At 65.3% G+C, this 22,276-nt stretch carries 20 protein-coding genes and 2 pseudogenes; 14 read left to right on the forward strand and 8 right to left on the reverse strand.

Translation table 11 applies throughout. The features are described from left to right. Positions 1-7: 7 nt before the first annotated feature. The gene (locus tag DFR74_RS29390; protein WP_011212399.1) at positions 8-655 is read right to left on the reverse strand and encodes a TetR/AcrR family transcriptional regulator; all 648 of its coding nucleotides are present in this window, start codon (positions 653-655) and stop codon (positions 8-10) included. A gap of 127 nt (positions 656-782) precedes the next feature. Between DFR74_RS29390 and DFR74_RS29395 the strand changes: the two genes are divergently transcribed. From DFR74_RS29395 to DFR74_RS37400, 4 genes and pseudogenes are all read left to right on the forward strand, one after another. Then, positions 783-2,366 carry an MFS transporter gene (locus tag DFR74_RS29395; protein WP_067510767.1) on the forward strand — a complete coding sequence of 528 codons (1,584 nt, stop codon included), beginning with the start codon at positions 783-785 and terminating at the stop codon, positions 2,364-2,366. Continuing rightward, positions 2,363-2,806: a universal stress protein gene (locus DFR74_RS29400; protein WP_043737890.1), complete on the forward strand. Its 444-nt coding sequence runs from the start codon at positions 2,363-2,365 to the stop codon at positions 2,804-2,806. Before DFR74_RS29395 ends, DFR74_RS29400 begins: the two co-directional genes overlap by 4 nt. Positions 2,807-2,827: 21 nt before the next feature. Next, on the forward strand, positions 2,828-3,355 hold the full coding sequence (locus tag DFR74_RS29405) for a PaaI family thioesterase (RefSeq protein ID WP_051047383.1): 528 nt from the start codon (positions 2,828-2,830) through the stop codon (positions 3,353-3,355). Between the two features lie 138 nt (positions 3,356-3,493). Next, a pseudogene (locus tag DFR74_RS37400) lies at positions 3,494-3,619 on the forward strand (recombinase family protein); the annotation flags it as partial. 94 nt (positions 3,620-3,713) lie between these two features. On the opposite strand, the gene DFR74_RS29415 reads toward DFR74_RS37400, so the two are convergent. The 3 genes and pseudogenes from DFR74_RS29415 to DFR74_RS37410 form a co-directional block, all read right to left on the reverse strand. After that, positions 3,714-5,855 carry a tyrosine-type recombinase/integrase gene (locus tag DFR74_RS29415; RefSeq protein WP_054814846.1) on the reverse strand — a complete coding sequence of 714 codons (2,142 nt, stop codon included), beginning with the start codon at positions 5,853-5,855 and terminating at the stop codon, positions 3,714-3,716. Between the two features lie 77 nt (positions 5,856-5,932). Further along, a pseudogene (locus DFR74_RS37405) lies at positions 5,933-6,274 on the reverse strand (tyrosine-type recombinase/integrase); the annotation flags it as partial. A gap of 54 nt (positions 6,275-6,328) precedes the next feature. Continuing rightward, a complete protein-coding gene (locus DFR74_RS37410; protein WP_232110913.1) occupies positions 6,329-7,123 on the reverse strand; it encodes a site-specific integrase in 795 nt (264 codons plus the stop codon). Positions 7,124-7,483: 360 nt separating this feature from the next. Here DFR74_RS37410 and DFR74_RS29425 point away from each other — a divergent pair, with 360 nt between their 5' ends. From DFR74_RS29425 to DFR74_RS29445, 5 genes are all read left to right on the forward strand, one after another. Continuing rightward, a complete protein-coding gene (locus tag DFR74_RS29425) occupies positions 7,484-8,038 on the forward strand; it encodes a GNAT family N-acetyltransferase (RefSeq protein ID WP_043737892.1) in 555 nt (184 codons plus the stop codon). Positions 8,039-8,226: 188 nt separating this feature from the next. Further along, positions 8,227-9,165: a phosphotransferase gene (locus tag DFR74_RS29430; RefSeq protein WP_051047385.1), complete on the forward strand. Its 939-nt coding sequence runs from the start codon at positions 8,227-8,229 to the stop codon at positions 9,163-9,165. A gap of 29 nt (positions 9,166-9,194) precedes the next feature. After that, positions 9,195-9,911 (forward strand): HalD/BesD family halogenase, encoded by a 717-nt coding sequence (locus DFR74_RS29435; RefSeq protein WP_051047386.1) that lies wholly within the window; start codon positions 9,195-9,197, stop codon positions 9,909-9,911. A 42-nt stretch (positions 9,912-9,953) separates the two neighbouring features. After that, a complete protein-coding gene (locus tag DFR74_RS29440; RefSeq protein WP_232110914.1) occupies positions 9,954-10,718 on the forward strand; it encodes an alpha/beta hydrolase in 765 nt (254 codons plus the stop codon). Positions 10,719-10,759: 41 nt separating this feature from the next. Continuing rightward, positions 10,760-11,377: an acyltransferase gene (locus DFR74_RS29445; protein WP_232110915.1), complete on the forward strand. Its 618-nt coding sequence runs from the start codon at positions 10,760-10,762 to the stop codon at positions 11,375-11,377. A gap of 13 nt (positions 11,378-11,390) precedes the next feature. Here DFR74_RS29445 and DFR74_RS29450 read toward each other — a convergent pair whose 3' ends face one another. Together DFR74_RS29450 and DFR74_RS29455 are read right to left on the reverse strand one after the other, a co-directional pair. Beyond that, complete coding sequence (locus tag DFR74_RS29450; RefSeq protein WP_067510749.1) at positions 11,391-12,125, reverse strand: glycosyltransferase family 25 protein; 735 nt, start codon at positions 12,123-12,125, stop codon at positions 11,391-11,393. Further along, complete coding sequence (locus DFR74_RS29455) at positions 12,122-13,342, reverse strand: hypothetical protein (protein ID WP_084537812.1); 1,221 nt, start codon at positions 13,340-13,342, stop codon at positions 12,122-12,124. Before DFR74_RS29455 ends, DFR74_RS29450 begins: the two co-directional genes overlap by 4 nt. Before the next feature lie 401 nt (positions 13,343-13,743). Here DFR74_RS29455 and DFR74_RS29460 point away from each other — a divergent pair, with 401 nt between their 5' ends. The 3 genes from DFR74_RS29460 to DFR74_RS29470 are packed head-to-tail and all read left to right on the forward strand — an operon-like array spanning position 13,744 to position 19,213. Continuing rightward, positions 13,744-14,748 carry a PqqD family peptide modification chaperone gene (locus DFR74_RS29460; RefSeq protein WP_067510748.1) on the forward strand — a complete coding sequence of 335 codons (1,005 nt, stop codon included), beginning with the start codon at positions 13,744-13,746 and terminating at the stop codon, positions 14,746-14,748. A 26-nt stretch (positions 14,749-14,774) separates the two neighbouring features. Further along, the gene (locus DFR74_RS29465) at positions 14,775-16,169 is read left to right on the forward strand and encodes a radical SAM protein (protein ID WP_067510747.1); all 1,395 of its coding nucleotides are present in this window, start codon (positions 14,775-14,777) and stop codon (positions 16,167-16,169) included. Then, a complete protein-coding gene (locus DFR74_RS29470) occupies positions 16,166-19,213 on the forward strand; it encodes a glycine--tRNA ligase (protein WP_051047389.1) in 3,048 nt (1,015 codons plus the stop codon). The genes DFR74_RS29465 and DFR74_RS29470 overlap by 4 nt, the downstream gene beginning before the upstream one ends. Positions 19,214-19,329: 116 nt before the next feature. Here DFR74_RS29470 and DFR74_RS29475 read toward each other — a convergent pair whose 3' ends face one another. Together DFR74_RS29475 and DFR74_RS29480 are read right to left on the reverse strand one after the other, a co-directional pair. Then, positions 19,330-19,740 (reverse strand): DUF397 domain-containing protein, encoded by a 411-nt coding sequence (locus tag DFR74_RS29475; RefSeq protein ID WP_051047393.1) that lies wholly within the window; start codon positions 19,738-19,740, stop codon positions 19,330-19,332. Positions 19,741-19,742: 2 nt separating this feature from the next. Then, the gene (locus tag DFR74_RS29480; protein ID WP_198161767.1) at positions 19,743-20,624 is read right to left on the reverse strand and encodes a helix-turn-helix domain-containing protein; all 882 of its coding nucleotides are present in this window, start codon (positions 20,622-20,624) and stop codon (positions 19,743-19,745) included. A 480-nt stretch (positions 20,625-21,104) separates the two neighbouring features. Between DFR74_RS29480 and DFR74_RS29485 the strand changes: the two genes are divergently transcribed. Further along, positions 21,105-21,923, forward strand: a complete 819-nt coding sequence (locus tag DFR74_RS29485) for a hypothetical protein (protein WP_147265986.1) — start codon at positions 21,105-21,107, stop codon at positions 21,921-21,923. 38 nt (positions 21,924-21,961) lie between these two features. Further along, positions 21,962-22,255 carry a hypothetical protein gene (locus DFR74_RS29490; protein ID WP_043737905.1) on the forward strand — a complete coding sequence of 98 codons (294 nt, stop codon included), beginning with the start codon at positions 21,962-21,964 and terminating at the stop codon, positions 22,253-22,255. The last annotated feature ends 21 nt before the right edge of the window (positions 22,256-22,276 follow it).

Below are 22,276 nucleotides of genomic sequence, written 5' to 3' on the forward strand. Positions count from 1 at the left end.
TCTGTGGTTACGGCCTGCCGGTGCCGGTCGGGCTGGTTGATGCGGTGGCTGTTGAGTGAGCGGTGAGGAAGTTGTCGACGAGCCGGGCGCAGTCGTCGTGGTCGATGGTGCGTAGTCCGGTGAGGCGGGCGAACACGATCGGGCCGAGGAGTTCGATGATGGCGAAGGTGGTGTCGAGTTCGCCGAGTGTGGCGCGGGCGTCGGGGCTGGTGAGGATCTGGTCGAACGGTCGGCGGTATTGCTCGATGACGCGGGCGCGTAGTGAGGTGAGCGCGGCCGGGTCGGTGTGGTTGTCGTCGATGGATCCCATGGCCAGCCAGGCCAGGGTGGTCATCTGTACCGGGGCCTGTTCGATGAGGTCGGCTTGGGTGGTGAGCAGCGTGAGGAGCTGCTCGCGTACCGGGGTGGTGCCGGTGGGGGCGTCGACGTGGGGGAGCAGCCGTTCGAAGGTCGCCGCGAGCAGATGGGTGGTGCTGCCGAAGTGCCGGTAGAGGGTGGCGCGCGCGACTTTCGATACGCGGGTGACCGCTTCGACGGTGACCGCCTCGACACCGCCGGTGGACAGCAGATGGGTGGCCGCGTCGAGCAACCGGTTGCGTGAGCGTGCCAGCCGCGGATCGGCCTGCTCGTCGTCCGCGGGGTGCGGGTCGGTCATGGACGCGTGTTCCTCCGGTTCGTGCCGTGCGGCTGTGGGTGTGAGTGGACTCTATCCCACACCCCGACCCCTATGATACGAATGGTCTCGCACAGAGACTATCGGTCTCTAAAGTCGGGAGGTGCCGGTGGACACGCCTGGGACGGACACTGTCGAGATCGCCCGGTGGACCCGGGCCGAGTGGTGGATGCTGACGGTGTCGTGCCTGGCGGTGGCGCTGGTGGTCGCGGCGATGGCGGCGTTGTATTCGGCGTTGCCGCAGATCGCGGTCGCGACCGGGGCCACCCAAGCTCAGCTGACCTGGATCGTCGACGGCTACACACTGGTGCTGGCGTGTCTGGTGCTGCCCGCCGGCGCCGTCGGTGACCGTTACGGGCGACGTGTGGTGCTGGTGGCGGGATTGGTGGTGTTCGCCGCCGCCTCGGCGCTGCCGCTGCTGCTGGACGAGCCGGTGTGGCTGATCGCGACGCGCGCCCTGGCCGGGGCGGGCGCGGCGCTGGTGATGCCCTCGACGCTGTCGATCCTGACCGCGGGGTTCGCCCCTGTTCATCGCGGCCGGGCGGTCGGGATATGGGCCGGGGTCGCCGGATCCGGGGCGGTGCTGGGGATCCTCGGTGCCGGGGTGCTGCTCGAACGATGGTCGTGGCCCTCGGTGTTCGTCGGGTTGACCGTGGCCGGGACGGTGCTGGCGGTGCTGGCGTGCACCATCGCCGAATCCCGCCAGCGTGAGCATCCGCCGGTGGACTGGGTCGGCGCGGGCGCGGTGGCGGTCGCGGTCGCCGCGATCGTGTTCGCCGCGATCGAGGTCCCCGCACGCGGCTGGGCCGACCCGCTCGTCGCCGCCGCGGCCGGGATCGGTGTGGCCGCGGCGGTGGCGTTCGTGGTCGTCGAACTGCGCAGCGCGGCGCCGCTGCTGGATGTGCGGTTGTTCACCCGCCGCGGTTTCGGTGCCGGGTCGCTGTCGGTGACCATCCAGTTCCTGGTCACCTTCGGGGTGTTCCTGCTGCTGGTGCAGTACCTGCAGCTGATCTTCGGTTATGGGCCGCTGGCCTCGGCGCTGGCACTGGCGCCGATGGTGGTGCCGCTGGTCGCGATCTCGGTGATCGCGCCGTGGCTGTCGAGCCTGGTCGGGTTACGGGTGATGACCGTGACCGGCCTGCTCACCATCGCCGCCGGGCTGGTGCTGGTGAGCCGGTTGACCCTGGCCGCAAACTATCCCGACCTGCTGTGGCCGCTGCTGATCATGAGCGCGGGCCTGGGATTGTGCACCGCCCCGGCGACCTATGCCATCGTCGCCGACACCCCTGAGGCCAAACACGGGGTCGCCGCCGCGGTCAACGACGCCGCCCGCGAGATCGGCGCCGCGATCGGGATCGCCGTGGCCGGCAGCGTCCTCGCGGCCGGCTACACCCACCGCATCCAGCCCGCCTTGGCCCGGCTACCCGAGCCCGCCCGCGGCCCGGTCGCCGATTCCCTGGCCGCCGCCCTGCAAGTCGCCGACCAGGCCGGACCGGTGGCCGCGCCGCTGGCCGAGTTCGCCCAGGCCGCGTTCGTGCACGGCAGCGGCCAGGCCGCGCTCGCACTGGCCGCCCTCACCACCGCCACAGCGATCGTGCTGGCCGTCCTGGCCCCCGGCCGCACGCCACGCCCGCACATGAGAACCTCTCCCCCCTCCTCACACGCCTCTCCTCGTGAAAGACGCCCGTCATGACGGCCTACCACACGATCATCGTCGACACCGACGGATCCGACCGCTCCTACCGTGTGGTCGAGCACGCCGCAGAACTCGCCCACGCCACCCACGCCCGGCTACTGATCGTCTGCGCTCGCCACCGCATCGACGAACACACACCCAAGGCCCACCTCGACCGGCCCGGACCCGAGACCTCCCCGCTGCACGGCAGCACCCCCGCCGACACCGTCCTGCGCATCGCCCACCAGCACGCCCTCGCCCACGGCGCCACCGACGTCGACACCCACATCCTGGACGAACCCGCCCTACCCGCGCTGCTGCACCTGGCCGCGGCCACCGCCGCCGACCTCATCGTCACCGCCAACCCCCACCGGTCACCACTGCTGGCCCAGCTGCTGTCCACCCCACCGATCGAGCTCGCCCGCAAAACCCACTGCGACATCCTCATCACCGCCTAAACACACTCACAGAAAGCACCCATGACCGAGAACACACCCAGCACCCACACACCCGAGCCCCGCCAGGTCCCGGACTGGATCCCCGCCTTCCCCGTACACGCACCCGACTCCGCCGACCTGCCGCCCCACCACGACCACTGCCTCGGCTGCGGACCGGCCAACCCCCACGGCCACCAGCTACGCGCCCGACGCGACACACACGGCGTCTACGCCCACCACCGCTTCGACTCCCGCCACGTCGGCGCCCCAGCGATCGCCCACGGCGGCGCGGTCGCCACCGTCCTCGACGAACTGTTCGGACTCCTGCTCTACACCGTCGGGGAACCCGCCGTCACCCGCCACCTCGCCATCGACTACCTCGCCCCGATCCTGCTCGACACCCCCTACACCCTCCGCGCCCACATCCACTCCCGCGACGGCCGCAAACTCCACCTGAAAGCCACCATCGAAAACGACCACGCCCACGTGGTCACCACCGCCACCGCACTGTTCCTCATCGTCGACGTCAACCACTTCCTCACCCCACAACAAACCCCCACACACCGATAACACCCCCTGACCTGTTCCGTAACCCGATCGTCCACCGGAACACCACGCAGAACGAACATCGGCCCAGCACACCGGTGTTCCGTAGAGGTGTTCCGCAAACTGTGCCGGTCAACCCCCGCCATCTGGAACACTTTCGGCATGGGTGAGCCGTTCCGCATCGGATACTGCCGCTGCTCCACCGACGAACAAGACGTCGAGATCCAAACCGAACAACTACTGGCGCTCGGAGCGCCGCGCGAGCGGATCTTCATCGACAAAGGGTTCTCCGGGACCACCCGCAAGAACCGGGCCGGCCTGGACAACGCACTCGCCGCCGCCACCTCCGCCGCAGCGGCCATCGACGAGCGACAGGTAGTGCTCATGCTGGCAGGTAGTTCCGTATGCGCGCCCGCATTCGCCGAGCGCAACCTTGCGGCGCTCGAAATGGCCCAGGAATTCCTCCCACTCGGCATCGGTAGGGGTGCGGTATTCCTCGCTCGGCCGCGTTCCTCGGCGCCGCGTGATGAACGCGCGGTGGCCGTTGATTGCTTCTTGTGGGTAGACGGCCTTGTAACCCATGGTGGTGGATATGTCGTTGTGACCCAGCAGCATGCGCAATGTGCGGGGGCATCCCGTTCAGAATTGCGTCCGTGGCAAATATTCTGCGCAGGTCGTGGGGCACGAAGTAGAGCGGTTGGCCGCCGGCGTCTTTTATGTCCGTCGACTCGAGTATTTCCCTGATGCATTTGCGGATCGTCGACGCCGCTATGGCTCGCGTATGGCTGCCGTTGTTCCACTGGAACAGCAGCGGAGCCGGCGTGGCCCAGCATCGTTCGGAGAGGTCATAGAAGGGGACCAATGGAATGGCTCCGTCCTTCTGCCGAACTCGGGCGATGATCGCGGATATGACATCGGCCAGCTCCGGACTGACGACGAGGAGGCGTTCCTCGTCGGTCTTGGACGGCGCGACGTGCAGCAGCGGGATGATCTGCCCTGCTTGGGGGTGTCGATACTGGATGATGCTGTGATGGCTCGTTTCGAGCATCTCCTCGACCCTGACGCCGGTGTGCCGAAGAAACTCGACTGCTGCCCAACCCCAGAAGGCACGATGGTCCTCGGCACGAAGGTGGCGGCGGCGGCCGGTCGAGTCGAAGACGCCCGTAACCATACTGAGCCGCTGATTTTCGTTTCTGCGTGCGGAGACTCTGGTGAAGGTCTCGCCGAAGACGGTGAACGGCTTGCCGGGTTCAGAATTCAACGCTGCGTCCAGTCGGAGGCGGGCCTCCTCGGTGCGGCGTTCGGCGGTCCGCACCAGAACTGGCAGCAAGGGCAGGCGTTCGCGGGTCCGCTGGTCCATGCGCGCCTTTCGGCGCGAATTGACCTTCCTGGTCGAGTGCGCGGTTTCCGACGCGCGGATGGGGCACGGAACGGCCCATCGCGGCCATCGCGCAGAATCCTCGGTAGCCCATTGCGCGATGTCCAGGTAGAACGCCCGGACTGTGGTCAGGAGTTGGAGGTAGTTCACCCGTGGGACGGTGACCTCGACGGTGGTCCCGTCCGGCAGGCGCTTATTCTGGATCTTGACGCGGAGGCGTTCTTTCCACGCATGCGCCACTTTCGGGTCGAGGTCGAGCGAGTCGATGCCTGGATGGTGTGCTTCCAGATCCGTCCAGAAATTCATAACCAGCACCCGCGACAACGAGTCGAGTGTGGTGTAGTCCAGGGCGACTTGCCGTTCCGCCAGGTAGCTGACCAGCAGGTTGCGGACCTCGGGATCAGCGACGTGATACCGATCCACGAGTCGCTCGATGCTGGATCGTCCGCCATAGTTCATGATTGCGCGCAGGGTCACCGGCGCACCCTGCGGAAGGAATCCCGCAGCCTCGAGCAGGGTGTAGAACAGATAGCGCCCCTTTCCGGGCAAACCGATGGCTATCTCCTGCTTGCGTAACTCGACACAGTCTCCGACGGTGATGTCGCGAACGCCGCCGCCCTTGGTCAGCAGCAGGACACAGAGCTGCCATCGGATGACGGGGAGGCAGGTGCTCGACCGGATTTCGGGCGTCATCGCCGTCTTGAGTAGCCCGAAACCCGACGGATCGCGATACTCGGCGATCCTAGTCGTCCAGGTTCCGGTTCGGTTGATAGTAAGCAGGAATGTCGGGCTGGGACAGATGATCCTTGCAATGGACAGCAGCATCAGCGCGGTCAGCAGCTGGGACTTGTCGCCTACCCGGCCGTGTGCCCGGTGCCATTCCGCGGCGGCCGCAGTCCAGTGCGGCTCAGCGGTTTCGGCACCGCTGGCCTGCCATCGCTGCTGCCAGGTCTCGCCAGGGAAGATCTCCAGCCTGCCGAGCAGCCTCTTGACACACAGTCTGCGACGAAAGCGCATATCGTCCGACACCGGAGGAAGCCGTAACCCCTCGAGCCGTTCAATGGTTTTCTCGACGGTCAGGGCCTGACGCGAAGCGGAAAGCACTGGTCGAGCGGGAAATTGATCCAGGATGGTCTCGGCGAGCACTCCACGCGCTTCGCGCGTCAGTTCCTGCTTTCGGCTGGTCGAACCGACCTCAGCCGTCGCTGTGGTTGTCGATGATTTCACTGCGTCCTGCCGAATATGACGTCGAGAGAACGTGGGTCGTAACCCGACGCTGGCGGCTCCGGTGGGGCTGCCGCGCGCTCGTTCTGGCGCGCGTGGTGGGCGAGCGCAGCCGTGATCACCTCACCGTGGGTAGGGGTGGTGTAGAGCTGCGTGGTCGTCAGATCGGCGTGGTCAAGGATCCACTGGACGTCGGTGATGTCCATGTCCGGGTCATCGGCCATGCGGTAGGCCGCGGTGTGCCGAAGGGCGTGGAGCGGATAGTTGGAGCCGAGCGCTTCCTGGGCGCGGGTGAACATTGCTCGGGCCGCGTGATAGGACAGCGGCCGCCAAGGTCGGCGTAGCGTGAACCAGAGTGGATGGCGGTGACCGCGGGAAGCGCCCTTGCGCCAGAGTTATTCCTGGTAGAGCCGCAGCCAGACGAACGCATCAGGCGAAGCCGGCAACTGCTGAGCTTTGCGAGAACCCTTTCGTGTAACCGTGATCAGTTGCTGGCCGGGATCCTCATCGCCCTGGCAGGCGGACAGTAGTTCTTCGGCGCGGGCGCCGGTGGACACCCAGAGCGCCAGCAGGGCGCGGTCCCGGTTCGACTTCAGTGCCGCGAACACCGTGTTGAATTGCTCGTCGGGGATCTTCTTCGGGATCCGCTTGGGAACCTTCGGCCGATAGCGGCCGACCCGCTCCTTCCGATGCGGATCCATCGGGTTGTGGTGCGCGTGAGCCCGCCTTGAGCGTCGTGAGCGGTCCAGCGGGAATGGGTTGATCAATGGGCCTTTGCCGAGTTCCAGCTGGAAGTCGTAGAACGCCCGCCAGACGGTCTCGGCGTGCGCCCGCGACGCTGGCGAGTACTTCGGTCCCGGGCTCGGCCTGCCAGTGACGGCATTGACGACCTGGCTGGGGCGGCCGCGGGGCAAACCGGGCAACTGGCCGTCGGTCCGGTGCCGCCAATGAACTCTCATCGGCTTGTCCGCCAACAACCTCCATCGTCCGAAGTCGCGCCCCTCCATTGGCGTTACTTTGTCCCACGACATGCCGATCGCGGCGAGGAACCGCCACCAGCGAAGCAGATCGCTGCCATATGACCGGATCGTCGACGGCTGCTTGTCGGTGGCCTGTAGCTCGGCGAAGTACCTCGCCGCGGGTTCGATGACCGCGCCGTTCGCGTCGAGAAGCTGGTATGGCTCCCACACGTCACCGGTCCTTTGGAGCCGACCGACGTCCGGCACAACGAGTCTCGACAGATATCGCTCGCCGCCCTCTTCGCACATGGCGAGGAAAGCTAGCAGAAACCTAAGCTGACCTGCAAGGATTACGAAGTTAGTTCAGTCAATACGTCATCGAGGCTTGCGGCGGGGTCTTGGAGGGGGTCGAGCTTTGGGCCGACGGCAGCACGATGCGACGGTACTGGATCGACTAGAGGCGCCATTGCTCGATCGTGGTCCCACCGCCGTCCCGCACCTTGGCGGTGAAGCCATTCCGTTGGCCGAACCCGCAGATCTCGGGTGTGAAATGGGCGTGCGCCTGCGTGGGCATCTCGGCAGGATGCGAGCATGGTTGCCCCGTTGGATATCCCGCGTTTGACTGCAAACGACAGATTTGTGCTCCGCTCCTGGGAGATCAGCGACCTGCCTCTGGTTCGAGAGGCGTCGAGCGACGATCACATCCCGTTGATCACGACCGTTCCGGCGGTGTACTCGCGAGAAGCAGGCGAAGCCTTCGTGCGTCGGCAGTGGGAGCGTGTATCGACCGGCAGTGGGTATCCGTTCGTCATCGTGCGGGTTGAGGACGGTCGGCCGCTCGGGTCGGTCGGTCTGTGGTTGCGGGACCTGGACGAGGGGCGTGCGATGCTGGGCTACTGGGTGGTCAAGTCCGCTCGTGGTCAGCGGGTCGCTGCGGAAGCGCTTCGAGCGGTCACTGCCTGGGCCCTTACTGACCTGGAGATCCGCCGCCTTCACCTATATGTCGAGCCCTGGAATGCCGCATCCCAGCGGACGGCTGAGCGTGTGGGTTTCCAGTGTGAGGGCCTGCTCCGCAGTTGGCAGCTGGTCGGCGAGGAGCGTCGGGACATGATCATGTATTCGATGTTGGGTTCTGATCTGTCCTGATCGGCCGCCTGTTGGCTGACCTCGGTGGGCACCTCCAGATTCGGTACCGTCGCTTACGACCATGACGGCCTCCTACTCGGTCAGGGCTACTATGACCCGCTATCGCCCGGGACGACGATCATCCCGGACGGGCTGCCGAGCGGGAAATTAGCTGGTGAAGGCCGCTGTTCGCGCGGCACTATTGTCCGATGACCGAGATCGAAATCCCGGTGTCCCGGATCGCGTGGAGCGAGCTGCCCATCTCGGTGCGAGGCGAGATCGAGAGTCGCTTGGGCGCGGGAGTGCGTTCGGGATCGACCCAACCGGGCGGATTCAGCCGCGGAATGGCATCCCGGCTAGCGATGGTGGACGGTCGCACGGTGTTTGCCAAAGCAATCCCCATCAGAGACCGTTTCGCCCACCGGTACCGGATCGAAGGCGACACCGCGACTCAGCTCCCAGCAGAGATCCCGGCACCAGCGGTGAGGTTCATGCTGGAAATCGACGGGTGGCGAGTCCTGGTATTCGACGACGTCACCGGTCGCCATCCCCGTTTCGACCAGCCTACGGAATTGGCGGCGGTGCTCGCCGTGGTCGAGGACATGGCACGGATGCTGACACCGAACCCACTACCGGACGTACCGACCCTGGCCGATGATCTCGGATCGGACTTATCAGGTTGGCGGAAGCTGGCCGGCGGCGAGCTGGCCGGTAACTTGGACGAGTGGTCGGCCCGGAACGTGGATCGGCTCGCTGTTCTCGAATCCGGGTGGGAGCGTGCCACGGTCGGGCAGACGTTGCTGCATACCGATCTTCGCGCCGACAACATGCTGGTGCGCCCCGATGGCACGGTGATGATCGTGGACTGGTCCTGGCCATCCGTGGGTGCGGCGTGGGTGGATCTGGTGTTCCTGGCGACCGCCTTCGCCCTGCATGGGGTCGATCCCGAACCGATCCTGGGCTCGCACGCCCTCACCCGGGGCGTCGATCCTGATGCGATCTCTGCGCTGGTGTGCGCGCTGGCGGGGTACTGGATCCGAGAGAGCCGTCGGCCTGGAGGGTCGCAGTCGGTGGCTCTGCGTCGGCACCGCGCCGAGTCAGGTCGCGCAACGGTTGCGTGGTTGCAGCGGCGGGTCGGGTGGAAGTGAGCGCAGCGCGGTCCGCTATGACCGGTGGTGTGAACACGAGGTACGAAGTCGAACATGCGCAGCGGATCGCCGCCGCGCATGACGACCTGGAGCGGCACGGTGCCGCGGTGGTGTCCTGGCTCTTTCCCGCGTCAGTTCGGTATGCGATTGCGGCTGAGGCCATCTGGTTGGCGGAGCAGTTGGGCGTCCGTCGGGACTTGGCTTTCGCCGAGACAGGTTTCACGCCTCGCCGGATGAGGAACGTGAGGCGGGCGCAGATCGCGGAGAGCGGAGTTGTGATCCGGGAGACGTATGCATCACCCGAGGTCGCCGAGGTTGTGGCTGCCGTGGCCGGTCAAGCTGTGTATTCATGCCCGTATGAGCCCGAACAGTTCGTGGTTACCCAGCTGGACCGGGTGGGTGACACGCATGGATGGCATTGGGACGATTACAGTTTCGCGCTGGTGTGGGTGGCCGAATGCCCGGACACCGTTGACGGCGGATTCGTCGAGTGTGTCCCGGGCACGGTGTGGGATAAGCAGCAGCCGGGCATCGAGCAGGTACTTCGTGATCGCGCGATCCACCGGCTGGAGGCCGGTCCGGGACAGGTGTATCTCATGCGGGCGAGTACGACGCTGCATCGGGTGCACCCGATTCGGCGGGGCCGCCGCACGATTGTGAACATGGCGTTCGCGGCGGAGGATGAATTGTCGCGGCCCGTATCGCACGAGACGATGGACGCACTGTGGTCCGAGCCTGGGGATTGAGCGGAGGAAACCTTGCCGGTTGAGAGCGTCACATTGGGATCAGTGGACGGTGTGCGGCTCGACGCAGCGGTCCATATGGCATCCGTTCCGGCCAAGGGGGTCGTGCTGCTGGTGCACGGGATCACTGTGGATATGGACGAGGGCGGTGGGATGTTCGTCCGCTTGGCCGAGCGACTGACCGCTGTGGGATTTGATGTCGTGCGGTTCTCGTTCCGGGGGCATGGAAACAGCGGTGGGACGCAACGCGGAGTGACCATTGCTGGCGAGTGCCTGGATCTGGAGGCTGCGGTGCAGTTCCTCCAGGGGCGGTTTCCGGGCCGGTTTTCGATTGTGGCGGCTAGTTTCGGGGCCGTGTCCACGGTGCTGTCGCTGCCGTGGCTTGCTGATGGGCTTGATCGGTTGGTGCTGTGGAATCCTGTCCTCGACCTGCGGCATACGTTCCTGGAGCCGGATTTGGCGTGGGGTGAAGAGAACTTCGGCGCGTCGCAGCGCAAACTATTGCACGACACCGGAGTCCTGGTGGTCGACGGGGAATTCGAACTCGGCCGCGTGTTGTTCAGCGAGTTCGCCCACTACGACCCACTGGCACGATTCCTCGACAGCACCGTGCCGTCGCTGATCGTCCATGGAGACCGTGACACCGCGGTCTCCTACGAGATTTCCGCTCGGGCCGCGATGTCGAGGCCGAATACGGCGCTGCGTACCATCGCTGGTTCGGATCACGGCTTCGACTCGCGGGAGCGCGAAGATCAGGCGATCTCGGAGACGGTTGACTGGCTGGTCGGCCAGGTCGCGCCCGCCTCGTGACTCCCAGGGACCTGCACGGGCCGATTCGGCTCGGTGATGATGTGATCATCGGCGAGCACTGCGTTCTGGGATGCCCGAAGGAAACGCGTCTGCGGGAAGCTCAACGTGGGCGATGGTCGGCGGGTACTCCTGTCGTGATCGGAGATCGGAGTCTGCTGTTCAACCAGGTCATCATCCAGGAAGGCACAGCTCTTGGCATGGAGTGCGTGGTAGAAGACCGGGCACGGATCGGGTACGGGTGTGTGATCGGCGACCGGACCCGGGTCGTCCACGGCGCCTACATCTGTGATCGCGTCACGATCGGCGCGGACGCGTGTGTCGCTGGGTTCGTTTGCGATGCGACGGTGATCGGTGACCGCGCGACCGTGATGGGCGAGCTGGTCCACGAGTACACGAGTCCGCATCTGGGTTGGTGGGGAGTGGATGAAGAACCGCCCGTGGTCGAGGCGGATTCGGTGGTCGGGTTTGGTGCACGAGTGGTCGGCGGCGTCCGGATCGGGCCTCGCAGCTACGTCGCGGCCGGCGCGGTCGTGACCAAGAACGTGCCGAGTGAGCACGTCGTCACCGGCGTCAATGTTCACACGCCGATCGGCGAGTGGCCCGGTAAACGTCTTTCGGCGCTGATCGAACACTGGACGGCACCGCGACCGATGCGGTGATCGAAGCCGCGCATCACCACCGAATGAAGTCGGAATTCTCGGTGTCGCTGCCGGCGTCGTCCTTCGGTCGTTGTGTGACCAGCGGCGGATCGAACGCTAGCGCGGTGAGTCGCGGTGCGAACCGTGCCCGCACATCGGGTCGTGGATGTGGTGTGTAGAGGGCGGGAAGGAACTCGTCGACCGGCACGATGGCCTCGGTGAGTTCGGTGGACAGTGCGGTACGCAGGCCACTGCGAGTGAGCAGATAGGCGTAGCTGCAGTGGCTGTAGCCGGGGTGGACGATCCCGGGAACCGGCGTAGGGGTTTCCGGCCGGAGCAGGTCGCGCCCGAGGTACAGCATGTCGAATGCGATATCGACTTCGTCGATCAGGTTCAGGGTCTGGAGAAGGCGTGGTGCGAATTCCGGTGGGAGGGTCGCGTCGTCTTCGAGGATCAGAGTGTACGGGGCTGCGCTGTGCTTCTCGGCGTGGTTCCAGCATGCGAGATGAGCGAGAGTGCAGCCTATTTCGCCGTATTTGAGCGGTCGATTCCACCACGGGTTGTCGGAGTCGATTTGCCAGTCGAACAGCTTGATTCCAAGCGCCTGGAGGTCGCTGGTGGCGAGTTGCCGGCCGTCGATGACCACGTCGAGGTCCGAGGTGTAGGTGACCGTCATTGCCGAAGGTAGCCGGGCGCTGATCCATGCTCGGCGGTCTTTCCGCCGTGGCAGATTCACGACATAGGTGGCGATGTCGTCCAGATTCGTCACGCCGTTTGCCCGGGGGAGCAGCGGTGATGGCAGGTGAAGCGTTTGGTGTTGTCGATCACGACTCCCCAGTTCGCGCCGTGGGGGCGGGACATGAGCAGCAGGGGCTCCATGACGGTGAGGTCGGCGACGTCGGTGATGCCGCCGACGCGACGGGCTTCGGTGACCACGACGAAGTCATCCTGACCGACGTGGTCGGAGAGGTATTCGACATTGGTGGGTCCTCGTCGTGGATCGAGTAGTGCGCGGGCCGCGCCGAGGACCCCGAGGGTGAGGCACCCGCCCAGCAGTAGCGCGGTGGTTCCCTGCACGGTGAGCCGGGTGAGCACGGCGAGGTCTTCGATCAGCTCGCCACCGGGTGTCCACCGTGGAGCCATACAGCGATTGTCCAGTTCGGGTACGACGAGAGGGTCGTCCTCACCGAGCGGATTCGCATCAAAGTAGAAGGGTAACTGCGGGAGGAACTCCCGGTATTTGGCATTCCACGGTGGGCCGCCGATCACCACGAGAACCTCGACCTGGGTATCGAAGTACTCCGAGGGCGCGAAGTCGCGCACAACCGCGGTGGGAGCGAGTTGCGCCAGTTGGGTACGGACGAAGATCAATGTGTCCAAGTCAGCGAACTTGGCATACCGCAGGTAGTTCCGATCCTGTGGTGACGCATACTCTGGACGTTCGTCCACGGGGATTTCGGAGCAGACAATGTCGACGCCACCGCCAGGACGCAGGCCCCAGAACCGGCGCACAGCATCGTAGGGATCCTGTTTGCTGGCCCGGCCGTGGTGGCTCGGGCTGCGGTCGATGGCCTGCGTCTGTGCCCCGTCAGGAGCCGACGAGATCGTTACCAGGAGATAAGCCAGGGTGTCGAGGGCTTGGTCGGAACGGCGGCGCACGGTCTTCACCGCGCACTTGAGGTGCTGGGCCAGGGACTCTTGCCTGTCGGTGAGCGTCGGGTAACTGTGGTCAGGTCGAACGTTGAAATCCACTTCGGCGTAGACCCGCTCGCTCTCAGTGAGCTGACCGATCGCCTGACGCAGGATTGCGGCGAGATGTTCGATGTGTTCGGCAGAGCCAGGCTCGACGTCGGAGTCGCGGCACAGATATGCCTGCACAGGTTCGCCGATGATGGTGAGCAGTGCTGTGGGCCGCGCCAATCCGAGTCCGCGGCGCACCCGTCTCAAGCTGTCCTTCACCTGGTCGATAGAGGGCGGCGCCAGCATCTGTCCACCTTATGTCCAGCGAAGGCGAATGCGACATCGGGTTTCCCGAGCGGCCGTACTACCTGTGTCCAGAAAATGTCCAATCCAGTCCAGGGTGTCCAGAAACTCGGGATGCAGCAGGGATAGCACATACACCGCAGTCGACAGACACTCGAATCGTGGCTGATCGAAAACCTGTTCGGAAGTAGCAGGATTCGTGCACTCCAGCCACCGTCCAGGAGACCGACGGAAGGGAAAAGTCATGTCGGAGCAAACCACCACCACGGCCGAGCGTGGGGAGTACGAAGCCCCCAAGGTGGAGACGAAAACGATGATCAGCCGCCAGTGCGACTGAGATGACAACCCTGGTCGGCCGCGGTGTGGTCGGCCAGGGACCGGCGGCAACAACAAGGGGTGGTCGAATGCTGACCTTGTACGTGGGTGATCTCCACTTTTCGGGATGGTCGATGCGCGGTCGAGTCGCGGTGGCCGAGAAGGGCCTTCCAGTGGCCGAAAGGATCGTGGAGCTGGATTGGCCGATCCGGGAAAGTCCGGACGGGGTGCTGTTCGCCGGCGACGGGACCGACGAACGCGAGGCCGGTATCGGCTGCGCGTGTGATGCCGACGAACTCGCGGAAGCCGATGTCGAAGGCATTCTGGAGGACTCCGCGATGTCGCTGCTGCCTCGGGTCCCGATTCTGGCCGACACCGAGACCGGAGCCGTTGCCGGAGATGTGGTCTCGATCGCCGAATACCTCGATGAAATCGCACCGGACTCCGGTCCCAGCCTCATGGGCACCACGCGACGCCAGCGGGCCTTGGTCCGCTCTATCTCCGCCTGGGCGAGTCACGACCTGCCGTACCTGCGCGAGGGCGCGTCCTACGCTCGCTCGCTCCGTACCGCCCCCGGCATTCCTGGGCCCGGCGCGGTGGGGCAGGCACGGTGGCTGTGTGACGTCGTGTCCGGATTGTTGGGCCGTTCGGGTGGTCCGTTCCTCGTCGGGGACTTCGGGCTCGCGGATGTGATGGTGTCGACCTACTTCCAGCAGCTCCGCGGTTGGCATATCGGCATCGACGACCCCGCCGTGCGCGACTACGCGCGTCGACTGCTGGAACGACCGTCGGTCGCTGACCACATCGACCAGGCCCGCGCAATCTACCGGGCCATCGACGAAGCCCCGACCGGGTCGCCGCAGTGGATCCTGCGCCACTACCGCTATCACCCGGGCAAGCAATTGCTGCACGACTGGCAACGCGACCGCTGCGAACGACTGGTCAACACCACCGCCGCGGAGGCAGTGCGGCTGGCTTACCGGGGTCTCGACCTCGAGCAGATCACGCAGACGCTCGCCCAAACCTATGAGGTGCCGCCGGAGCGCGTTGCTGACGACGTCACCACGTTGTTCGCGCGGCTCTCACCCGTCTGACCGTCCCCGATTCGAGGAGCATCGCGATGCCCGCCACCCTGTCCCGGGCCCTGACCCAGCAGCTGAGATACCGTGCCGACCTCGGCCTGCTGTTCGACCCACACACCGGCACCTTCCATCGACTCCGCAACGCGGTCGCCGAATCGATGGTGTCCCTGATGTTCTCCGGCGCCGATGACGACACCGTCATCGGCGATATCGCGAAGCGCTACAACGCCGCCCCCTCACGCGTCGCCGCCGACGCCGCCGACCTGGTCGCCACCCTGACCTCCCCGCAGCCAGCAGCCGTCCAGGACGACGGCCGCGGATCGTTGCTGGGCGTCGACAAGCGGTTCGACACGAAGCTGGACTTCCCGCTGCGGCTGGAAATCGAGCTCACCGCCGTATGCAACTGGGCGTGCGGATTCTGCTACAACGTGTGGAAGATCGACCCGGACATGAGCGACGCCGAGGTCCGGCGCGCGGTAAAAGCATTGCCGGAAAAGCATATTCCGACCGAGCTGGCATGCTCGATCCTCGACGAATGCGCAGACCGGGGCTGTTTCGTCATCCGCTACAGCGGCGGTGAGACACTGCTGCACCCCGATGCGATGGAGATCTTCGAACACGGTGGACGCCGCGGCCTGTACCAGGTGGTGTTCACCAACGGCCACTTCCTCACCGCCGAACGGGCGAAGCGGCTGGCAGCAGCGAACGTGCGCTGTGTCCTCGTCTCGATCCACGGCGACCGCGACACCCACAACGAACTAACCGGCCATCCCCGCGCCTATGACCGCGCGATCGACGCGATGCGACTGCTGATCGACGCCGGCATCACCGTGGTCGCGGAGATGACACTGGTCAAAAGCAACATCGACGGTGCGCTGGACGTCATCCGCGATGTGCATGCGCTCGGGGTGCGCGAGTTCGGCGTCATGCGCTACGTCCCGACCGGCCGCCACGACGACCGCTACGGCATTCCGGTGTCGGTCACCATGCCGCTGATCACCCGCATCGACCACCTCCTTGCCACCGAATGCCCCGGGATGACGGTGGCGTGGCCCTGCGCGCAGAAGGTGTGCACCTCCGATACCGACACCCCGTTACGGTCCGACGACCCAACCCTCGGATTGCGGCTGTCGCAGATATCCGGGCACTGCGAATCGGGAATGGTGTGGGGCAGCGTCTCCTACGACGGCCGATTGCGGAACTGTCCGCACTCCAACGTCTACTTCGGTTCCCTGCACACCGAACCCCTCGCCGGAGCATGGCCCGCCTTGACCGACGCCGTGCACGCAGCGGTCGCCACCAGGCCAACCTGCACCGGTTGCGCAGTCGCCGACGCCTGCCGCGGCGGCTGCCACCTGCCCAGCTTCTTCGCTCCAGCGACCGGAGTAGCGCTCGGAATGCCCGCTCTCGCCACCGATAGGATTTCCGGATGACCACGGCAACTGCCCACAACGACAACCCCTCCGTCCCCGTATCGATGCAGGAAGCGATCCTTCGTCTGCAGGCGTACTGGTCGCAGCGAGGTTGCCTGCTGGGTCAGCCGTTCAACACCGAGGTCGGTGCCGGCACGATGAACCCCGCCACGCTGCTGAGTGTGCTGGGTCCGGAAATCTGGAACGTCGCCTACGTCGAACCATCCGTACGTCCCGACGACTCTCGATACGGTAAGAACCCGAACCGCTTGCAGACCCACACCCAGTTCCAGGTGATACTCAAACCTGAACCGGGTGATCCGCAGGAGTTGTACCTGGGTTCGCTGGCCGCGCTCGGTATCGACCTCGATGCCCACGATGTGCGGTTCGTGGAGGACAACTGGGCTCAGCCGGCGATCGGGGCGTGGGGTCTGGGCTGGGAAGTCTGGCTCGACGGTATGGAGATCACCCAGTTCACCTACTTCCAACAGGTCGCGGGACAGAACCTCGACCCGATCCCGGTCGAGATCACCTACGGCCTCGAGCGGATCCTGATGGCGATCCAGGGCGTCACACACTTCGAGCACATCGCCTACGCGCCCGGCGTCAGCTACGGCGAAGTGTTCGGCCAGTCTGAGTACGAGATGTCGCGCTACTACCTCGACGACGCCGACATCGACACCACCCGTGGCCTGCTCGCCGCGTACTCGGCCGAAGCCGACCGGATGATCACCACCCGGCTGCCGGTCCCTGCGCATGTACATGTCCTGAAATCCAGCCACGCATTCAACATTCTGGATTCGCGCGGTGCGGTGAGTACAGCCGAGCGCGCGAAGTGGTTCGCGGTGATGCGCAAGCAATCCCGCGAGATCGCCGCCCTGTGGACCGACTTACGTGCGGAGGCCGGGTATCCGCGCGGAGTACACGCCCCGCCGCCGCTGGCCACTTCTCCCGTCGATCCCGCCACGATCACTTCAGCACCCGGATCGGTGCTGCTGTTCGAGATCGGCACCGAGGAACTACCGCCGCATGTCGTGACCGCGAGCATTTCCAGCGTGCGCGCCACACTCATCGAACTCCTTGATTCCACTGCCCTGCCGCATGGTGAGATCACCGTGCAGGCGACCCCACGCCGGATCGGCGTGCGAGTCGAGGGCATCGCCGATAGGGAACCCGACAGCGTGAACGTGCGCCGGGGCCCGAAGGTCGCCGCAGCCTACGATGCCGACGGTAAATCCACTCCGGCTCTCGCCGGTTTCCTTCGTGCGCAGGGTGTTTCGGCCGATGATCTGCAACGGATCGAAGTCGGCGGTGCCGAGCACGTCGCGGTCGAGAGCACTCGCGCCGGCCGTTCGGCGGCAGTGGTACTCACCGATGTCCTGTCCCGGCTCACCCTGTCGTTGCGGGCGGACAAGAACATGCGCTGGCGTGATCCGGAATTGAGTTTCTCCCGCCCTATCCGATGGCTCACCGCGCTACTCGGCGACCAGATCCTCCCGATCACCGCCGGCACATTGGTAGCGGGCCGCAGCACCCGAGGCCACCGCCAGTCCGCTACACCGACGTTCGATCTCCCTGCCGCCGACCACTATCTCCCAGTACTCGAGGCCGCGGGAATCGTCGTCGACCCGGTCGAGCGCCGCGCACGCGTCGTGTCCTCGGCCGCCGCTCTGGCTGAGGCCGCGAACGGCCGGATCGACGTCGACGGCGACGCCGACCTGATCGATGAGATCACCAACCTCGTCGAATCCCCGACCGGTATCCTGGGCCATTTCGACCCGAAATACCTCGACCTGCCAGAACAAATCCTCATCACTGTGATGCGCAAGCATCAGCGTTACCTCCCGGTCCGCTCCGGCGCGGGTGACCTGCTGCCGGTCTTCGTGACGATGGCCAACGGCGACTGCGACGCCGACGTCGTCCGCGGCGGCAACGAAAACGTGCTCCGCGCCCGCTTCGAGGATGCCGCGTTCTTCTGGAATGTCGACCTGACCATCGCCCCTGACCAGTTCCGGGCCCGGCTCGGGGCACTCATGTTCCACGAGAAGGTCGGCACCATGGCTGACCGCGCCGACCGCATTGCCACAGCGGCCTCCATACTTGGCACCCGCAGTGGCCTCCCTGCTGCTGACGCGGCCACCTTGACCCGCGCTGGTGCCCTCGCGAAGTTCGACCTCGCCACCCAAATGGTGATCGAAATGACCTCCCTCGCCGGCACTATGGCGCGCGAATACGCGACCAAGTCCCGCGAATCCGAACCAGTGGCCACGGCACTGTGGGAAATGGAGCTGCCCCGCTCGTCCGGAGACGACCTCCCCACCACCACACCCGGCGCGCTCCTTGCATTGGCAGACCGCTTCGACCTCCTGGTCGCGATGCTCGCCGTCGGCGCCAAACTCACCGGCAACGCCGACCCCTACGGCCTGCGCCGCGCGGCAGCCGGAATCCTGGCAATCCTGCGCGACCACCCCGAACTCGCCGACGTCACCATCCCAATCGGCCTCAGGACCGCCGCCGACCAACTCCGCGGCCAGGGCCTCACCATCGACCCCGCGGTCCTGTCCACTGCTGAGGAACTGATCACCACCCGCTACGAGCAGCGACTCCGCGACGAAGCAGTCGGTCCAGGACTCATCGCCGCAGTCCGTCCCTCCGCCGAGGCCCCGCATCGCGCGGACATGTTGATCGACCAGATCAGCGAAGCCAGCGAGGACAACCGATTCGCCGACCTTGTGGAAGGACTGCAACGGATCATGCGGATCCTGCCTCCCGCCGCGCCCACCACCTACGACCCCGCTAGGCTCATCGGCCCCGCCGAGCAGCAGCTCCTGACCGTGATGGGTTCGGTGCCTGTTGCCGATGGCAAGCCGTTGACCGAATGGATCCCCCACGGCCACACCCTGATCGAGCCACTGACCACGTTTTTCGACGATGTCCTGGTCATGGCCGACGACCCCGCCGACCGCACCGCACGGCTGGGTCTACTGGCCGCGATCCTGGCGAAAGCTCCAGCCGGAATCGACTGGCGAGAAGTCCACCAAATGCTGCAGAAGCGGGATGGATGACACTCGTCGACCCGGCACCGCGCAGGCGGCTGGAGCCATGGCGGATCGCGACGTCATTGTCAGACGGTCAGAGCTTCCGTCATGAGTTACCGCTGCCGCCGCGCGGGCCGCCGCCGTCAATTCGTGTTCGGCAGGAAATCGAATTCGCCGTCGCGGGCTCCGGCAACGAAGGCGGTCCATTCGCCATCGTCGAAGCGGAGCCTGATCGCGCCATCCGCAGTCTGGACGAGGGTGTCCGCTCCGTCCTTGCGGACATTGACGATGCCGTTGGCGCTGCGCGAGCCGCTGCGCGATTCGTCGATAAACGCGGTCCATGCGTGGAGATCGAAGGTGATCGTGCCGTGCGAGGGGTGCTTGCTGTGCCGCAGGTAGACGCGACTATCGCGGGGGGCGACGTCCACGCAGTTCTCACCGGCCCCGCTGTGGCTGGATGTCCGCCAGCCGGCGGAGGGGGCGACCTCGACGCAGTTCTCGCCGTTGCTGCTGTAGCTGGATGTCCGCCATTCGAGGCGGGTGCCGGTGTTCACCGTCACTCCTTGTCTGTCAGGGTGCTGATTCGGGCTCTGATGACTTCAGCGGAGTCGGACTCCGACAGCGCTGCCTCACAGAGCCGGTCAGCTGCCATTTTATACAACTGCACCTGGTCCTGTTCCTGCATGTACAGGGTGCCAGCCGGGTATTCGACATATCCGATCGATTGGGCATTGTCGAAGTTCAGCAGCATGAAGTCGCCGTCGAGTCCGTCGTGGACGGTGACGCTGAGCGGCATGATGTGCAGCTCGACGTTGTCGAGTTCCTGCAGTTCGAGTAGGCGCTCGAGTTGCGGCCGCATCACCGTAGAACCGCCGACCAGGCGATCGAGTACGACTTCCTCCAGGACGGCGCGATACCGCAGCGGGTTGTTTGCTGCGGTGAGGCGTTGTCGTGCCATCCGCGCCTCCACAACCTGAGGTGCATCGATCGGCGGAACTCTCAGGTTCCTCTGAAGAAGCGCCATTGCGTACTCGGGTGTCTGGAGCTGTCCTGGGAGCAGTGTCTGTTCGTAGGTGAATACCGAGGTCGCGAGCCCTTCGAGTCCGACGAAGGTGCGGAACCAGTTCGGGAAGGCGTCGCCGAACGGCGCCCACCAGATTGTCTGGTCGGCCTGGGACGCGAGCGCGGCGAGGCGTGTGATGTGGACGTCGTCGGCGCCATAGAGCTTGAGTAGGTGAGTTACCTCGTCAGGTTGTTGCTGATTACGGCCCGATTCGAGGTAGTTGATCTTTGTCTGGGTGCAGCCGAGGTGTTCGCTGGCCTGGCGCTGTGACATGCGGGCTCGTTCCCGAGCGTCGCGTAACTCCCGGCCGATGAGGAACCGCAGGGCATTCGGATCTGACCGGTCCCATCCTGGCGTCGTCATCGCGGCCTCCATTCATCGATCGTGCGTTAGCACCCTATCCCGCCTCTCAGGGTGGATCGCCCCATCCCTTGCGGCTGGTATATATACCAGCTACATTACTCTCAATGTCGTGGCATGAGTAACACATCAATACCGCGCACTCAGCGAGTGTTCGAGTGATCTCAGGAGTGATCAGCCATGCAACTTGTAACTGGAGCCGATACTGACCGGCTGTCCGCGTGGTATGTCGGGCAACAGTCGTGGACGTTGCCGTGGATGCAGGGCAGGACGGTGGACACCCTGGCCGCGAATGCGGCTGTTCATGCGGGTGAGGCACTACAGGCTGCGCCTCCACCCGGCGATCCCCGCTGGAGAGATATCCGCTTCGGTGCTGACGCGCTGGGGCTGACCGTCCATGAACTCGCGGTTGTACTGGGTGTCACCTGCACCATTCCTGATCTCCCACCGCGTCGTGCGCGGATCTGGCTACCGGGCGAGCGGAGGTGAGCGCGGGTGTTGTCGAACGCGGACCGAGAACCGTCGTTGATGTACGGGTACCTGCGCAAGGAACTGCTCGGTGACCACCAGAGCGATGTCGAACATCGACTGCGGGATCTGGCTGGGCTGAACGGGTTCAATATCGCGGCCCTCTTCTGCGAGACGGGCGCGGGGACCGGTGCGTTGTGGCAGTTGATGCGGGCCATCGAATCGACCGGTGCCCGCGATGTCGCCGTTCCGTCCGAAGCGCATTTGACTGCGGGCCGTAGTCAGCAGCGGACGAAGTTCCTCCACGATCTCGATGCCGTCGACGGCTTGCGTGTGTGGTGTTTGGACCTGAGCAACCGGTCGGTTGTGCTGAGCGGATTTCGCCGCAGCGTCGTCCTGCCGCGTGAGCGCACGTTGGCTCGACTCCTGCTGCGGACCGGTTCGGTGACTGTAGTGGAGGAGGCCCGCATGGACATCCTCAATACCCTGTCGAGAGCCAGGCTGCGGCACATGGTCGACGACGTCGAACACTTCGTGCTATCTGCTCTGTCCGACTTCATACCCGCAGACAGCGGCGGCAATCCGCCGATCTTCGCCGATCTCACAGCCACGCTGCCGAATCTGACCGAGTCGATCGTTCTGACGGTGTGGCTGTTGCTTCGGGGCCCGGCGTTGGAGGTGCAGGTTCTTCGGTCGCCGATGCTTTCTCTCGAACCGATCGGTCCCGACGTACTTGGCCCGGCAGCGGCTGGCCGACGCTCGCTACGCGGGGGCGCCCGAATCTCTTGGATCCGGCTGCCGATCGAGCCTGGTCAGTCACCGCTGGCGGCGGGGCGAGCATCATGAGGCGGGCATTGGGGATCGTCCGTCGCGATATCGCGGGGGTGGCGGCCGAAACGGTGGCTGCGGGGATCAGGGCGCTGGCGCGCGTGCACCGCATCCAGCTGGACGAGATCGTGTTTCGCGACTCCAGCGAAGGCTTGGTCCGGCTGCTCGCGAATCTGCCCGACTCGGTCGATTTGGTGATGATTCCGTCGGAAGCCCACTTGGGCGCGTGGATTCCCGCCGCCCGGCGCACAGCTGAGGTGTGGTCGGTCGATCGGGGCGTGTGCTGGCCCCAGGGTGAAGGCAGGACGCGGTTGATATCGCGCCCCGATCGCCTGCGGGAGATCCGATGACATCTCTCGCGGGCCACACGG

It is taken from the genome of Nocardia puris, from assembly GCF_003315035.1.
In the GTDB taxonomy this organism is placed as follows: Bacteria; Actinomycetota; Actinomycetes; order Mycobacteriales; family Mycobacteriaceae; genus Nocardia; species Nocardia puris.